Here is a 14,466-nt window from a genome sequence, read left to right as displayed (position 1 = left end):
TTACTTCTCAAAAAAAATAAGGAGTTGTCTTAAAATTGATTTTTTCTAATCAAATTTTAAGTTCAACTCCTCTTTTAAATTTTCATATGTTATTCTTTATTACTTCTTTATAATAGCTAAATCATTCACTTGTCATGTGACAAGCAACTAGATGATTCTTCTTGTGTTCAAATAATTCTGGCATTTCTTTCCCACAACGTTCTGTTGATACTTTACAACGTTTCACAAAAGGACATCCTTTTTCACAACTTGAAAAACTTTCAACTTCATCTTGTACATCCATTTCTTCCTCTAGTATATTTCTATTATTAGGATTCGTAGTCAAAACTGCACGCAAGAGCATCTGTGTATATGGATGTAAAGGTGTATTGTAAACCTCCTCAGCATTTCCAATTTCCACAATTCTACCAGCATACATCACAGCAATCCTATCAGAAATGTAACGTACCATGCTCAGGTCATGTGAAATAAATAGATAAGTAAGACCAAGCTCCATCTTTAGTTTATATAAAAGATTTATAATCTGACTCTGAATAGAATTATCAAGCGCTGACACTGGTTCATCACATATAATGAAATTCGGCTGAACTACAAGTGCACGTGCTATACTAATCCTTTGTCTTTGCCCTCCTGAAAATTCATGTAGAAAACGTCCTGCATATTCTCGTGAAAGCCCAGTCATTTCTAACAATTCATATACTTTTTGTGTCCTTGCATTTTTATCCAGCATGCCATGAACTTTCAAATTCTCTGCAATAATAGATTCTATGGTCATATATGGGTCTAAAGACATGTATGGGTCTTGAAATATCATTTGTGTATGTTGTGCAAATTCTTTTCTTGCACTCTGTCGATGTAGTTCTAGCTTTTTGCCTTGAAATAATATTTCACCTTCACTTGACGGATATACACCCATAATGATTCTTGCAAGAGTTGATTTCCCACAACCAGATTCTCCAACAAGACCTAAAGTCTCACCTTTATAAATAGTTAGGTTCACATGATTAACAACAATATTCTTGCGCTTTTTTCCTAAAGAGAAGCTCTTGGATACATTATTTAATTCAAGTAATTTTTCCATCACCCAATACCTCCTTTGGAAAACTTTCATGCAGACGCCAACAAGAAGCACTATGGCTATTTGACACTTTAAACAAAGGTGGCTCTTCTTTTAAACAAATCTGCATACAATATGGACATCTCTTTGAAAAAGAACAGCCTACTGGCAAATCAGATAAATTAGGTGGACTTCCCAATATAGATATCCTTTTACCTATATCTCCTGATGTAGGAAGTGTTCTTAATAATGCCTGTGTATATGGATGTGTTGCTCTATTGAAAATATCTTTTACATTACCTTCTTCCACAATCTTTCCAGCATACATTACTGCTACACGTTCTGCTAAATTTGCCACAACTCCAAAGTCATGAGTAATCAAAAGCACAGCTGTTCCCATCTCTTTTCTAATTTTTGCAATAAGTTTCAAGATTTGCAGTTGTGTGGTAACATCAAGGGCTGTTGTAGGTTCATCTGCGATAAGTAGTTTAGGATTACATGCCAAAGCCATAGCAATCATCACACGTTGTCGCATTCCTCCTGAAAATTGATGAGGATACTGTTCTGCTTGTAGAGCGGCCTTTGGTATCTGTACCATTTCAAGTAATCTAACTGCCTCTTGCTTGCAATCAGATAATGACATTTTTTCTTTTCGGTATAGAGATTCAGTAATCTGCTTACCTACTTTCATAGTAGGATTCAAACAAGTTAAAGGGTCTTGAAAAACCATACTTGCTAAGTTACCTCTTATTTGCTCCATATCTTTTTCTGATGCATTCAAAATATCAAAGTTCATAAGTTTCAATTCTTCACCCATAATCTTAGCTGGTGGTGAAGGATTCAACTTCAAAATGGATTGTGCCATTACACTCTTACCACAACCACTTTCACCCACCAATGCAAGAATCTCTCCTCTATTCATAGTAAGTGAAACACCTCGAACTGCACTTACTGTTCCATTATATATCTCAAAAGATACATTTAAATTCCTAATTCTTAGAATATCGTCCATAATCAGCAAATCTCCTTAATCTAGGATTTATGGCATCTTGAAGTTGGTCTCCTAAGAGATTAAAAGAAAGCATTATCAAACAAATGAAGAGTCCTGGCACTGCAAACCTTACTGGATAAGTCTGAAAAACAGCAACACCTTCATTTGCCATGATTCCCAGTGATGGATATGGTGGTGGAACTCCCATTCCCAACATTGATAAGAATGCTTCTGTAAATATAATTTCTGGAATACTCAATGTCATGTGGACAATTATTATCCCTAACATATTAGGAATTAGATGGCAGAAAATAATTCGTCTCATACTTGCTCCCATAGTTTTTGCAGCAATTATAAATTCTCTCTCCATAAGAGAAACTACTTGCACCCTCACCAATCGTGCCATACTAGTCCATCCCACAAGTGTATAGGCTATAATCAAGGTTCCAATTCCTTGTGGAAGCACTGCCATAAGTAAAAGAACAACAACAAGATATGGAATCCCACTAATGATTTCCAATATACGCATCATTACATTATCAACAGTTCCACCTATATATCCAGAAATACTACCATATACTACTCCTACTATTCCATCTATAATAACTACAACTCCTGCTACTAAAAGTGATACTCGTGTCCCATACCAAATACGTACAAAAATATCACGCCCGAGATTATCTGTACCAAAGATATGAGTAAGACCACTAGTTGGGTCTTTGCTAAAAAAAGGTTTATTTGCATATGCCACATTCTGAGATGCAAAATCAAAATTACAAAATATCGTAATACACACTGAACCTATAATCAAAATAAGCATCATTATAAACGATACTACTGCAATTTTATTGTGACACAATATGAATATAGTCTCTCTTGCAAAGCTCATAGATGGGCGTACCAGCTTGTTATTACCCATATCTGAATTGCAACCATCAGCAAAAGCAAAATCTTCATTAACAAGTATTCTTTTATTACTATCTATTTTCCTCACCTCCTAATTTCACACGGGGGTCTATATAACTATTTAAAATATCCACGATTAGGTTACACAACACAAGAAACACACCAAAGAACAATGTTGTTCCTATAATTACTGGATAGTCATTGGCCTGCACTGAGTCTACAAAGTATTTTCCAAGACCTGGAATAGAAAATACATACTCCACAGCAAATGTCCCAGTCAATAGGACTGCTGTCATAGGACCAAGAACTGTTATTACTGGCATTAATGCATTACGTAAACAATGATGAAGAACAATATCTTTTTTCTTAATTCCTTTCACCTTTGCTGTACGAATATAGTCTTGACTAAGTACATCAAGCATACTAGAACGCATTAATCTTCCAATACTCGCCATAGAGCCAAAAGCTAGCGCAAATGCAGGTAAAATCTTACTATTTTCACTTCCCCATCCTATAATTGCAAAAAAACGAATACCTGTAAATTGAAATAACACGATTCCAAAAAAATATTGTAATAGCGCACCCATAATAAATGATGGAACAGACACTCCAAGAAGTACCAAAATCATCGTCAACGTGTCCCACTTTGTTCTATGCTTCAAAGCTGCTGCTATCCCTGACAAAATACCCAAAATGATTGCAAAAATCAAAGCCCGTATTCCCAGTTCCAAAGAAACTGGGAATGCCTGGGCTATGATATCTGTTACTTGACGACCAGATACAATTGAGGAACCAAGGTCTCCATGTATCAAGTTGTTCACATATATTCCATACTGCTCCAATATAGGCTTATCTAAACCATACTTTGTAGCTAAAGCAGCTTTTACATCAGGATTAAGTACCTTAACCCCAGAGAAAGGGTCTCCTGGAAGCATCTGCATCAGTAAAAATGTAATGGAAATTAAAACCCAAACAGTAAGTACCGAATAAAGAAGGCGCTTACCGATATATCTCATCTGTAAAGACATATTGTCTACTCCTGTCCCATTTTTTATTTAATATGTGCATTCAAAACGTTAAAGAATTGAAATGGTGTACGTACTAGACCAACTAATTTATCAGAAACAGCATAAGTAGTACATGTAAAATACATTGGTCCTATAACCATATCATCTATTAGAATTTTTTCTGCCTGTATCAGTATCTCTTGACGTTTTCTAGGGTCACTCTCATTAATAGAATCCTCAATCAACTTATCATACTTTGGATTGGAATACTTTACATGATTATTCATATTTTCTGTTGTATAGTTTTCCAAAAATGTAATTGCATCATTTTCAGAAGGTCCCCATCCATCCATCGCAAAGCTATAATCACCATTTGTCATTGCTTCAGACAAAGCTTTCACTGCTGTAAATTTAAGTTCTACATCCAGCCCAAGATTTTCCTTCCATTGTTGTTGCAGATAGGCAGCCTGATTCTGATTATATGTTGTATCTGATGCCCAAAATACAAGTTTAATATCTTTTTTATCTTTACCAAGTTCTTGTAATGCCTTATTAAGGTGTTCATTTGCTTTACCTTTATCGTACTTAAATAGGCTACCACGTTTTTCTGCATAACTTGTGCCCTCGACACCTTTTATAACATCTGGTACAAAACCATCAGCTGCTATGGAACCGTCATTAATTACATTATCAAGCAGACTCTGTACATCAACAGAATATGAAAGTGCTTTTCTTAAATTTATGTTAGAGAGATACTTATCTTGTGTATTAAAGCTTAAATACCAAGACCCTCCATCTATATATGATTGAACAGCATCTTTACTTTTTTCTTTCACAAGTTTAATTTGCTCATTATATAGGCTACAAAGGTCAATTTCTCCAGCAGTAAATGCATTCAAACTAGTATTTGCATCTCCTATCATAACCAACTTCATTTTAGGAATATTAATTTTTGATGCATTATAATATTCCTCAGATTTTTCCATTGTAATATGGTCATCATGTACCCATTCTGTTATTTTATATGCTCCATTTGTCACCATTTTATCAGCGTCCTTAGCATACTGTTTATCACCAATTTTCTCATATGCCTTCTGATTTATTGGCAAGAAGTATGGCTGTGACAAATAAAACAAACCATTAGGCATTGGATGAGACCATTGAATTTCTAATGTATAGTCATCTAGCACCTTTAATCCAAGCTGTGATTCGTCAACCTCTCCTTTATAGAAAGCTTCTCCATTTTTAATATTCTTATATAGATATGCAGCAAATATGCTTCCAGTAGAAGGTTTCATCTGTGTAATCCAAGAATAGTAAAAATCGTTTGCAGTTACTGAGTCTCCATTTGACCATTTTGCATCTTTTTTCAAGTGCATTGTATAAGTTGTATCAGTATCATTTATATCCCAACTTTCTGCTAAATCAGCTACTGGCTCATCCTTGTCATTCAACTTTGTAAACCCAGACATACAATGATAGAGAATACTTTGGGCAATAGTATCACTCATTCTCATTGGATTCAATTCTGTAGGCTCTGATGTAACATTTAATGTTACCATATCCTTTCCTTGAGTCCCCTGAAACACTGAACCTTGTGTTGTATCTCCTGGCTTAGATGTAGCACATGCAGCCAAATTAAGTGCAAGCATAGCTACTACTAATAGAGTTATAATCTTTTTGAATCTCATATTTCTCCCCCTCACAAATAATTAATTTTTATAATTCCTTAAAGTCACTCTATGAATCCAATATCATATTGAATGAATCAATTGACATAGGTTTATAGTAATAATAGCCTTGAACCATATCACACCCATATTCTTTTAAACACTCTATATGTTCTTCAGACTCTACACCTTCAGCAATAACTTTCATATTTAAAGAATGAATTAAATCTATAATGGTCTTTATTACTAAACTGCTATTACCATTTAAGTTGTTTAAAAAAAACTGACGGTCCATCTTGATAATATCAAAACGAGCATTAAGCAATACATTAAAAGAAGAATATCCATCTCCAAAATCATCTAGTGAACATGTAAACCCATATTCCTTGAAATCTGATACTATTTTTTTCAAACGCTCAGTATCATTTAAAGAAATTGACTCCATAAATTCGATTTCAATATATTTCTTTGGAATATTATATTTTTCAAACACATCAATGTAGTCTTTAACAATCCTTGGATCATAAAAGTGTGACTTTGAAATATTAAAACTTATTGGCACAACCTTCTGATTGTTTTTTATTCTTGTATCCAGATACTGACACATCTGTTCAAAAGTATCAATATCAATTAATATAATGTAGCTATTTTGGTTCAAAATAGGAAGAAATTTATATAATGGAATACTATTTCCATCCTTATCAAACCAACGAAGTAGTGCCTCCGCACCTATGACTTCTCCACTTATTAAACTAACTTTTGGTTGTAGATATGTAACAAATTCATAATCTTTATATGCATTGGCTGTATCTATTTCCAGTTTCATACGATTCATATAACTCTTATAAAAAGATTCCTCATAAAGTTCTACACAGGAACTTCTATTAAATAAAGTTTCACTTTCTTTTCTACACAGATTTGCATAATTTAATGCATCATAAAATGTGACTTTTGGGTCAACAATCACATAAACCCCCATAGACATAAAAAGATTTCTATAAATTCGCTCATCATCTATGCGGTACAATATGTCTATTAGTGGTATCAATCGTTCATATATAAGATAATTAGAATCATCGCACTTTAACAAAAGAACAAAGTTATCTGCATATAGGTATCCAGTATATTCTTTTTCTTCCAAAAACATCATTATTTTTTGAAAGACCAATGTCAGGATTTCATCTCCTGCTTTACTTCCATAATTTGTATTAAAATAACGAAAATTTTTAATGTTTAGTTGTATTAATGCATATTTTTCCTCGCTACCTTTTATATCACAATATTTTTCCAAAATATATGAAGTATCATATTTTAAGGTGATATTATTTTCCATTTCCATCACGATTAACTCCTTTGTTTATAAATTGTATATACATTTCTTCCCTTCTTTTTAGATTGGTATAAAGCTAAGTCAGCTTTTTTAATAAGAGTTAATTCATCACAACCATGCACATGCATCTCATTATATATCCCAAAAGATAAAGTAAGTTGTTTGGAATTTTTACTTTTTAAATGTACAATGTTTTTGTCTTTCAGTTCTTTTTGAACTGACTTAACAAATGTAATAATTTCATCATCACTTCTATCTACAAATATGCATGTGAATTCATCTCCTCCATATCGTGCAGTAAAAGCATTGTCTGGCAAGTTCTTCTTTAATAAATTAGCAACTTCTTTTATTACCTCATCGCCTTTTGAATGACCATAGTAGTCATTATATTCTTTAAAAAAATCTATATCAACCATAACATATCCAATAGATAAAGTCCCATCATCTTGGATTAATTTACTGATAACTTTACTGCTGTATCTTCGATTATAAATTTTTGTAAGTTCATCTATATCTGCTACTACTTGTAAACTAGCTTGCTTTTTCAACATGAGATTCTGTTCTTTTTCTGTTTCATATAGAGAAATAAGGCTTTTAAAGCTTTCTCTTGTTGATATTTTACTTGCCATTTCCCCTTTTAATATAGTCTCGTAAAAAGTTTCATAAAGTTCATCAGTTTCATGACCAAATAAAATTGCATATTGGACATGTAATTCTTGAATCTTTATCATTATATCCTGATCTGCATTTTTATACAGTGTATCTAATTGTTTTAAACACCATGTTGCATTTTCTTCTCTCTTCAACAAAAGTAAAAATTCCATCAGATTTAAATAAATAGATTTCAGTAAAAACGCATCCTCTTTACTTTTAATCAACTTTTTTATCAAATTATCTATTTTATGTAATGCTTCTATTTCCTTATTTTCTAATAATAAGAGACGTATTTCCCCTTCCATAAATAACAAAGGTAAAATGCCAACTTCACATTTTACACTTAAACATTCCTCATGATATTTTCTAGCTTTATCCAATTCTCCTTGGACACAATAAAGATGTAATAGGTTGACAAGTATAGATTTATAATAAAAGACCACATTTTTCATAGGAACCTCTTTTATAACATCTAATGCTCTTGTATAGAATTGTTCTGCAACTGTATATACACCACTTGTGTAAAGTATGTCTGCAATATTGTTATAGAAAATAGCACATGATTTTTTATCTTTAATTTTATAAGCAGTTTGAATACCTTTTAAATATATAGTAAGTGCTGCTATTTCATCACAAATAGTAATATTTCGCAAACCCTCTATTTTAAAATATTCAATTAAAACATCAAAATAGTTTTTATTCTCAGCGAGTTCTCTTGCCTTCTCTGAATGAAAATTATAAGCATCTACATCCCATTTCATTTGAAAATATTGTGCTAAATACACATGAGCTAATGCTTGTCCATAGAAACAGTTTAACTGTTCTGATATCGTCAATAATCTATCACAATCATGTTTATTAAATCTAAGACTATGTTCGAAACGGTGCTGAATTCGCTCAATTATCAATTGAATTTGTTCAAATAGTACATTATAGTTATTCATTATGCACCCCTTCCATAGAAATTATTGATTTAGAGTTATTTCTACCATTATTCTTTACAACATATAGTGCTTTGTCCACTTCATCAAATAAATTAAGTAAATCCACTTTAGTTGAAACGGTCTTATTTCCATAGCCAATTGACAATGTTATTATTTTTGAACATCGTGAATGTATATGTTCAATATTTTTTTCTTTTATTGCTTCTTTTATTTGATTCACATATTCATCCATTTGTTCAAAGTTCAAATCCCAACTAAGGCAGATAAATTCGTCACCACCATAGCGAAAGATGGCCATTTGTTCATTTGCCTTCTCTTTTAAGGTACTAGCTACTTGTTTTAATATTTCATCTCCTGCTAAATGCCCATAATAATCATTGTATTCTTTAAAGTAATCAATATCAAATATTGCAAGACCGATATTTGTATATTTATTGCTATTGATAATTTCATCTTGCTTAATATTAAAATAATAACGATTATATATATTAGTCAATTCATCATAATTTACAAGGTCATACAATTCTTTTAATACTTTTTTTGATTGATTATACTTAGTATAGGTATCATTTAATTCAATTTTTGCAACTAAACCTTCGATTTTTAATAGATTTACTTGAGCCTGTGCTTTTAAATATAAATCGTAGTACTCACGATAATGGTAATATAGTTCTTGTTTTGTCTCAAACCTCTGTGAGTACTGAATATTCAACTTACACAACTTCAATAAAGGCTCTGGCTCATCTTCTTTTATTAGCTCTCGTAAGGCTTGTAATAATTCACTTGATTTGATTTGATTTTTAATATGTATCATTGATTCCAATGCATTCATCAAAAACTCTATGATATAAATTCGATTTGGAAAAGTCATAATTCCATCATTGAACATTTCCTGTAAATAATATAAACTCTTTTCTTCATCCTTTATCTCTGAATAATAAAGCAAATATGCATAATCAACATATAATTTTAAATCTTTATCTTCAAAGGGAAGTGAACTCAATTCTTCAATAGTTGATTTCATAAGTTCAAGTTTACCTAATTTTAAATATACATTAATGAAATTAATTAATAGTATTCTCAGAAAGCGTGGTTTTGTATTTGGCAAAGAACGTAATACTTCCATCGCTTTATCTAAATAAAGCAATGCTTCATCATATAGTTCATAGTCCAAATAATGAGCACTAATATTTCCATAATTCATACCAATTCGGTATTTGATATCTAATTTTTCAGAAACATCCAGAGCTTTTAAAGTGTATTTAAATGCAGATTGTTTATCATATGAATTTGAAAAAAGTAAACTATATAATGAATAAAACTTTTCTAATAACTCACTTGGATTCTTTTCATTGATATACTCTTGTGCATACTCCAATTCTTTTGATACACATTTCATATTTGATTCTACATAGAAATAATAATCGGCACGCCATATATATCCAAAAGCCACACTTTGCCAATCTTTACTTTCTTTTGCAAGCGAAATCAGTTTATCACAAAGCCCACAAACAACATCATCGTTTACATTAATGTTTTCATGTATTTTTCTCTTTAATTCCTCAATTTCACACAAAGTATAGTTTTCAATCATGACATTACTCCAAATTCATTTTTTATAACATTATAACACGCAAGCATAGCTTTCCACAATGAGATATCAATTTGTGTCTCATAAGTATTAAACAGATATATGATTATCTCTTGTAGTAATTAATATACCTTTTTTGCCTTAGATATCAATAACTTATAGATTCTTATAAGAACTGTATTGGTATAATAATTATTTTAGTTTATAATTATAGTACCATGTGTTTATAATACCTTTATTTGCCACAATTATAATCTAGTTTTTGCTTTTTTACAGAGCAAGTATCACATAAATTAAAAGTAATCAATAAGCATGTTTTTATTTTTTGTACAAATTTTATACAAAAAAAGGAGATGATTCAAATTTTATTTTGAGGCATCCCCTTATAGTAATTATATATTATTAGGTTTTATGTTATAGGCTTTATAAGTTGTGGGTTATATAAATCAATATACTTAATCTTCAAAATACCCTTCTGGATATAATGGGAACTTAGATATAAGCTCCTGAGCTTCCTCTTTACAATCATCTAATACTTCTTTATTATCAATATTTTCTGCTACCTTATTCATTATTCCTGCTATCTGTATAACTTCTTTCTCTTTAAGGCCTCTTTGAGATATTGATGTAAGACCTATACGAACACCACTAGTTACAAATGGTGACTGTGGGTCATCAGGTATAACATTTTTATTAACTGTTATTCCTACATATTCAAGAGCTTTTTCAAATTGTTTTCCTGTAAGATTTTTGCTTCTTAAATCAACCATAACTATATGGTTATCAGTTCCTCCACTTACAATGCTAAAACCATGTGAAATAAGTTCAGATGCTAAGGTTTGAGCATTTACTACCACTTGTTCCATTATTTGTTTAAATTTATCTGTACTCAAGTATAATAGTGAAAAGGCTTTCGCTGCAACTGTATTAAGATGTATAGAACCTAATGTTCCTGGAAAAACACCTTTATCAAGTTTCTTTGCATGTTCAGCTTTGCAAAGTACAATACCACTTCTTGGTCCACAGAAAGTTTTTGTTGTAGATGAAGAAACAAAATCTGCATAAGGTACAGGACTAGGAATTACTTTTGCAGCTACCAATCCTGCAACATGTGCCATATCTACCATAAAGTAAGCCCCTACTTCTTTTGCAACCTTTGATATTCTTTCATAGTCTATTAATCTTGGATATGAACTTGCTCCTGCAATTATCAACTTTGGTTTACATTCTTTTGCCTTTGCTTCAAGAGCATCATAATCTATACGTCCAGTACCTGGGTCTACTCCATAAAACTCATATTTATAAATATCATGTAAAAAGTTAACTGTACTACCATGTGTTAAGTGTCCACCTTGGTCAAGACGCATACTTAAAACAGTATCATTTGGTTTTAATATTGATGAATATACACAATAATTGGCTGTAGAGCCTGAATATGGCTGTACATTTACATGTTCTGCTCCAAATACTTCTTTTGCACGTTTGATTGCTAGAGTTTCAAGTTTATCTGCTTCTTCAGAACCTGCTTGAAAACGAGCACCTGGATAACCTTCTTCAGTTTTATTTGTAAATACACATCCACTTAATTCAAGTACTTCTGTTGGTGCTGTGCTTTCAGAAGCTATCATTTCAATATTATGCTCTTGTCTAACTAACTCCCCAGCCACAATGTTATATAACTCTGGGTCTGAAATTTTTGTTGTTTTTAACATAATAACACCCCTTTTTAATTTAATTATTTTTATAAATTTAATTTAACTTTGTTTATATTTATATTTTACTACATTATTTAAATTAAATATATTATCATATCTTGCAATTTATTTAACTATTTTGACTTTTTAAGTTTAGATTATATAAAAATTTCTTTAACTAGAAACTATTCATTAGTGCCTCTATTCCTGACTTTGTGTTGATTTTTCTCTACATGTGACTGCTTTATATACCATACAAACTAAAATCAAAAGTCCCATATAACCTGTATATGGATATAAAATATTTACAAGTTTACCAAATGGTAAAAAACCACCTATACAAGCCAAAATAGCTATTACTGTTGTTACAAGTTTAAATTTAGGGTGTTCATCTTCAACTATTCTATTAGTTACAGACCATAAAAGTGGAACAGCTGTTGTATAAATACCTAATATAAGTGCAACTGAGAAAAGCACACCCACAATAGGGGATATATTATCTGCTAAATAAAGTGATGGTATTTCTTTCATATATAGATTTCCTATATCTGAAATCATAGCTAAATACATAACAATTCCAGCAGTCATAAATACTACTCCACCTAATAGACCTCCCCAGAAAGCATCCTTTTTACTTTCAATAGAAGCCCCCATACCTGTTAAAAAAACAATCATTACAATAATATTTAATGTATTATATATTACACCTGAAACTATTGGACTTCCTGATGCTTTTGTAACTTCAATATTCTTCATAGCTTCTCCAACCATAGATAACCCATCGAAATGTTTGAATAAGCTTATTAACCCAACAGCAATTGTAAATACTGCTATTACTGGTCCAATACGACCAAGTATACCTACTAATTTTTCTAGACCCATAGATACTGTAATTAATGTAGCTACTGCCATTAAAACTCTTCCCAAATAAGGATTTATGCCATAGTATTCAGTTAAAGTTGAACCTGCACCTGAAATCATTACTATAAGAATTCCAAATAAAAATATTGGGCTAAACCATTCATAAAATTTTCCTAAAATTTTTCCACAATAAAAAGTGTAAATTCTAGTTGGTTCCTTAAGTTTTAACTCTCTACCTCTAGTTATAACTTCAGCACCAAGAAATGAAAATAATACCATTGATATTAATGCTCCAACTAGACCCATATACCCTTGAGAGGCAAAAAATTGGAGTATTTCTTGACCTGTTGCAAATCCAGAACCAATTGCCGTTGCTAAATAAGCTCCTGCAATACAGATAATATTTTTCACATTCACTTTGTCTGACATATTAAATTACCTCCATTATAAAGTTACCTTCTTCAACAAATATAAATCCTTAGTAAATTAAATGAAAATTCTGTCTTTTCGGAACAGTATTTGATTTACTTTCTTATTTTATATATCTTTTTTTTTATTTATATATATTTTTTTATATAAATAGGTATAGCTTTTATAAGGTTTAATATTATTAAATATGTTTAAAGCGCTTTAATTTTTACTATAATTAAAGTATACTTATTCAGACACTCTCAAACAATTATCTATATTGACTTTTTATTTATCAATTTCAATTTTTAGTATTTAATTTATAGACCTTTGGAGTCATTCCTTTTTCTATCTTAAAATTTTTATAGAAATTATTTAGACTATTATAACCAACCATTTCTGCAATCTCATTTATACTTTTTGTAGTATTTTCAAGTAACTCAATTGACTTCTCTATTCTTATATGATTTAGATATGATATAAAAGTTGTATTCAAATTACTTTTAAAAATCCTAGATATATTAGATGGATTAGTTAAAAATAACTTAGCACAATCATTTAGTTTTAAATCCTTACTATAATTTAAATTTATATACTCTAGTATCTCATTTAATAAATTATTATTAGTATATTGATAGCCAATAATATTTTCTATAGTCTTATTAAACTCGTCCATGTCTAATGGTTTAAGAAGTATATCTTTCACATTTAATCTCAAGGCTTTTTGCGCATATTCAAAATAATCAAAAGCAGTTATTACCACAAAGTTTATTTTTTTAGATAGGTGAGATGTTTTTTCTATTACTTCTAACCCATTATATATGGGCATCTGAATATCTATAAACACTATGTCTGGCTCTAAATCAATTATTTTATCTACTGCTTCATCACCAGATGTTGCTTTACCAACAATCTTTATCGGCATATCTTTCATTTCTATAAAATGTGTTATTATTTTTAAAACAGCTTCTTCATCATCTATTATTAGTGCTCTTCTCATGAGAATTCCTCCCTTTTAGCTTAATAATATAAAAAAGTAAGATATATAAAACAACATAAAAACATCTAATATATTTCTTAACATTTATAAAACTCATTAACTTTAAACAAGCTCTATTCATATTCCTTACAATTTTCAATAGGAATTTTAATCATTATGTAAGTACCCTCTTTATCACTTGACTTTATGTCCATCTGAACCTCCCATGACTAAAGTCACAGGATTCCTGCTTCATAGAATTTTGCATACTAAAATATGTCTTACCAATTCTCCACAGGCTATCCCCGTAGTTCCTACGGTTCTTACATAAGTTATTTATTTTAAACTGTTATTAGTCTTAATCCTTCTTTTAG

General features: G+C 30.8%; 11 protein-coding genes. All 11 read right to left on the bottom strand.

What is annotated here, in order from left to right:
• Positions 1-121: 121 nt before the first annotated feature.
• Positions 122-1,081: an ABC transporter ATP-binding protein gene (locus tag Q3304_RS14370; RefSeq protein WP_407814258.1), complete on the bottom strand. Its 960-nt coding sequence runs from the start codon at positions 1,079-1,081 to the stop codon at positions 122-124.
• The gene (locus tag Q3304_RS14365; RefSeq protein ID WP_407814259.1) at positions 1,065-2,069 is read right to left on the bottom strand and encodes an ABC transporter ATP-binding protein; all 1,005 of its coding nucleotides are present in this window, start codon (positions 2,067-2,069) and stop codon (positions 1,065-1,067) included. Before Q3304_RS14365 ends, Q3304_RS14370 begins: the two co-directional genes overlap by 17 nt.
• The gene (locus Q3304_RS14360) at positions 2,047-3,042 is read right to left on the bottom strand and encodes an ABC transporter permease (RefSeq protein ID WP_407814260.1); all 996 of its coding nucleotides are present in this window, start codon (positions 3,040-3,042) and stop codon (positions 2,047-2,049) included. The genes Q3304_RS14365 and Q3304_RS14360 overlap by 23 nt, the downstream gene beginning before the upstream one ends.
• On the bottom strand, positions 3,026-3,970 hold the full coding sequence (locus tag Q3304_RS14355; protein ID WP_065388493.1) for an ABC transporter permease: 945 nt from the start codon (positions 3,968-3,970) through the stop codon (positions 3,026-3,028). The genes Q3304_RS14360 and Q3304_RS14355 overlap by 17 nt, the downstream gene beginning before the upstream one ends.
• A gap of 35 nt (positions 3,971-4,005) precedes the next feature.
• Positions 4,006-5,652, bottom strand: a complete 1,647-nt coding sequence (locus tag Q3304_RS14350; protein ID WP_407814262.1) for a peptide ABC transporter substrate-binding protein — start codon at positions 5,650-5,652, stop codon at positions 4,006-4,008.
• Between the two features lie 49 nt (positions 5,653-5,701).
• Positions 5,702-6,970, bottom strand: coding sequence for an EAL domain-containing protein (locus tag Q3304_RS14345; protein WP_407814263.1), 1,269 nt, complete (start codon positions 6,968-6,970; stop codon positions 5,702-5,704).
• A gap of 5 nt (positions 6,971-6,975) precedes the next feature.
• Entirely contained in the window at positions 6,976-8,559 is a 1,584-nt protein-coding gene (locus Q3304_RS14340; protein WP_407814264.1) for a tetratricopeptide repeat-containing diguanylate cyclase, read from the bottom strand.
• A complete protein-coding gene (locus Q3304_RS14335) occupies positions 8,552-10,153 on the bottom strand; it encodes a GGDEF domain-containing protein (protein WP_407814265.1) in 1,602 nt (533 codons plus the stop codon). Before Q3304_RS14335 ends, Q3304_RS14340 begins: the two co-directional genes overlap by 8 nt.
• 452 nt (positions 10,154-10,605) lie before the next feature.
• Positions 10,606-11,862: a serine hydroxymethyltransferase gene (gene glyA / locus Q3304_RS14330; protein ID WP_407814266.1), complete on the bottom strand. Its 1,257-nt coding sequence runs from the start codon at positions 11,860-11,862 to the stop codon at positions 10,606-10,608.
• Positions 11,863-12,045: 183 nt separating this feature from the next.
• On the bottom strand, positions 12,046-13,134 hold the full coding sequence (locus tag Q3304_RS14325) for a hypothetical protein (RefSeq protein ID WP_054277418.1): 1,089 nt from the start codon (positions 13,132-13,134) through the stop codon (positions 12,046-12,048).
• 280 nt (positions 13,135-13,414) lie between these two features.
• Positions 13,415-14,113, bottom strand: a complete 699-nt coding sequence (locus Q3304_RS14320; protein ID WP_074180128.1) for a response regulator — start codon at positions 14,111-14,113, stop codon at positions 13,415-13,417.
• Positions 14,114-14,466: the final 353 nt, after the last annotated feature.

This window comes from Clostridioides sp. GD02377, assembly GCF_045899875.1.
Classification (GTDB): Bacteria; Bacillota; Clostridia; order Peptostreptococcales; family Peptostreptococcaceae; genus Clostridioides; species Clostridioides difficile_A.
The sequence above is the reverse complement of the archived record's forward strand: the minus strand, read 5'-3'. Positions and strand labels throughout refer to the sequence as shown.

Bases quoted from the DNA above. Each gene is read 5' to 3' on its own strand.
- Q3304_RS14345 (WP_407814263.1), bottom strand. From the start codon at position 6,970: ATGGAAATGGAAAATAATATCACCTTAAAATATGATACTTCATATATT.
- Q3304_RS14335 (WP_407814265.1), bottom strand. From the start codon at position 10,153: ATGATTGAAAACTATACTTTGTGTGAAATTGAGGAATTAAAGAGAAAA.
- Q3304_RS14340 (WP_407814264.1), bottom strand. From the start codon at position 8,559: ATGAATAACTATAATGTACTATTTGAACAAATTCAATTGATAATTGAG.
- Q3304_RS14350 (WP_407814262.1), bottom strand. From the start codon at position 5,652: ATGAGATTCAAAAAGATTATAACTCTATTAGTAGTAGCTATGCTTGCA.
- Q3304_RS14365 (WP_407814259.1), bottom strand. From the start codon at position 2,069: ATGGACGATATTCTAAGAATTAGGAATTTAAATGTATCTTTTGAGATA.
- Q3304_RS14325 (WP_054277418.1), bottom strand. From the start codon at position 13,134: ATGTCAGACAAAGTGAATGTGAAAAATATTATCTGTATTGCAGGAGCT.
- glyA (WP_407814266.1), bottom strand. From the start codon at position 11,862: ATGTTAAAAACAACAAAAATTTCAGACCCAGAGTTATATAACATTGTG.
- Q3304_RS14370 (WP_407814258.1), bottom strand. From the start codon at position 1,081: ATGGAAAAATTACTTGAATTAAATAATGTATCCAAGAGCTTCTCTTTA.
- Q3304_RS14320 (WP_074180128.1), bottom strand. From the start codon at position 14,113: ATGAGAAGAGCACTAATAATAGATGATGAAGAAGCTGTTTTAAAAATA.
- Q3304_RS14355 (WP_065388493.1), bottom strand. From the start codon at position 3,970: ATGAGATATATCGGTAAGCGCCTTCTTTATTCGGTACTTACTGTTTGG.